The organism is Herbaspirillum sp. B65, assembly GCF_000333555.1.
Lineage (GTDB): Bacteria > Pseudomonadota > Gammaproteobacteria > Burkholderiales > Burkholderiaceae_D > Herbaspirillum > Herbaspirillum rubrisubalbicans.
The window spans coordinates 1-1,436 of sequence record NZ_BADI01000302.1; the positions used below are offsets into that span (position 1 = coordinate 1).

At 65.1% G+C, this 1,436-nt stretch carries 2 protein-coding genes; both read right to left on the minus strand.

The annotated features are described in order from the left end of the window. On the minus strand, positions 1–423 hold a 423-nt coding region (locus tag I5W_RS07780), incomplete at its 3' end, for an FAD-dependent oxidoreductase (RefSeq protein ID WP_044528801.1). 161 nt (positions 424–584) lie between these two features. Then, on the minus strand, positions 585–1,436 hold an 852-nt coding region (locus I5W_RS07785), incomplete at its 5' end, for an oxidoreductase (RefSeq protein ID WP_044528802.1).

The following is a 1,436-nucleotide window of genomic DNA, read 5'->3' on the forward strand; positions in this document are numbered from 1 at the left end:
GTCGTCGATGGTACGCAGGTAATGGAAATTCGGCATCCGCGCCGCCGCCTCTGCATTGGCGCCGCCGAGCCGGCGTACGCGCCCACCGGTGGCCAGGACCAGCTTGTCCCAGGCAAGTGCCCGGCCGTCGGCAAGATGCACGCGCCTGGCAGCGCGGTCGATGCTTTCGACCCGGGTGGCACCGATGAATTCGACGCCGGCACGCTCGTAGGTCGCTACCGGCTTGAGGTAAAGCTGCTCGATCTCGACCTCGCCAGCCAGGAAGGCTTTCGACAGCGGCGGCCGCTGGTAAGGCAAATGCGCCTCCTCACCGACCATGACGATCGATCCCTGCCAGCCCGCCTCGCGCAAGTTGACCGCCATCACTCCTGCCGCGTGGCCGGCACCAACGATGACGGCCTTGCCGTTCGTATCCGTACTCATGTTGCACTCCTGTCTCCGTACCCGGCGTGCGCGATCGCGCCGCTGGGGTGGCAGTCCACTGGGCGGACGGTCATGGCCACCCGCTCACGCTGCCCTTTCCGGCAATTATAATATATGAACGTCGTTCGAAAAACTATATTTTCTTCAGTGCATGGCAGTGCTCAGGTCAGCGTGGCGAGAGACTTCTGGTCGAAAGGCAGGAAAGGCTCCCCGTTGCGCGCCTTGCGGGTCCAGGCGGGGTCGTGCAGCAGCGAACGTCCGACACCGACCAGGTCGAACTCTCCCCGCGCGAAGCGCTCGGCGAGCCAGACCAGGTTGTTGTTGGCGTTCGAGCCGCCGTTGGCACGCGCATCGTAGTAGCCGTTGTCCAGACCGACACCGCCGACGGTCATCGACAGCTTGCCGGTGACCTTGCGGGCCCAGCCGGCCAGGTTCAGTTCCGACCCGGGAAATTCGGCGCGATGGAAGTAACGCGCGCTGGCATCGAATACATCGACGCCGGCGTCCGCCAGCGGCGACAGGATCTCTTCCAGTTCCTGCGGCGTGTGTGCCAATCGCGCCTTGAAATCCTGTTGCTTCCATTGCGAGAAACGGTACAGGATCGGCAGGTCTGGTCCAATGGCGGCGCGTACTGCCTTCACCACCTCGGCCGCGAAACGGCTGCGGCGCGTACGGTCACCGCCCCACATATCGGTGCGACGGTTGGTCTGTTCCCACATGAAACTGTCGAGCAGGTAGCCATGGCCGCCGTGCAGCGCGATGCCGTCGACGCCGATATCGCGCGCATGGGCGGCACTGCGCCCATAGGCCGCGATCACATCGGCGATCTCGGCTTCGCTCATCGGCGCCGTCGGCACCAGCATTTTCTCGACATAGTCCGCAGGGGACGAGGTCAAACCGCCCGCCGGGCCCCACAGGCCGGATGGCCGGCTGCTCGCCACCTGTGGATGGCGGCCAGTGCCGGCCATGCGCATCGGCCCTTGGTGCCAAAGCTGGGGAAAGATTACGCCCCC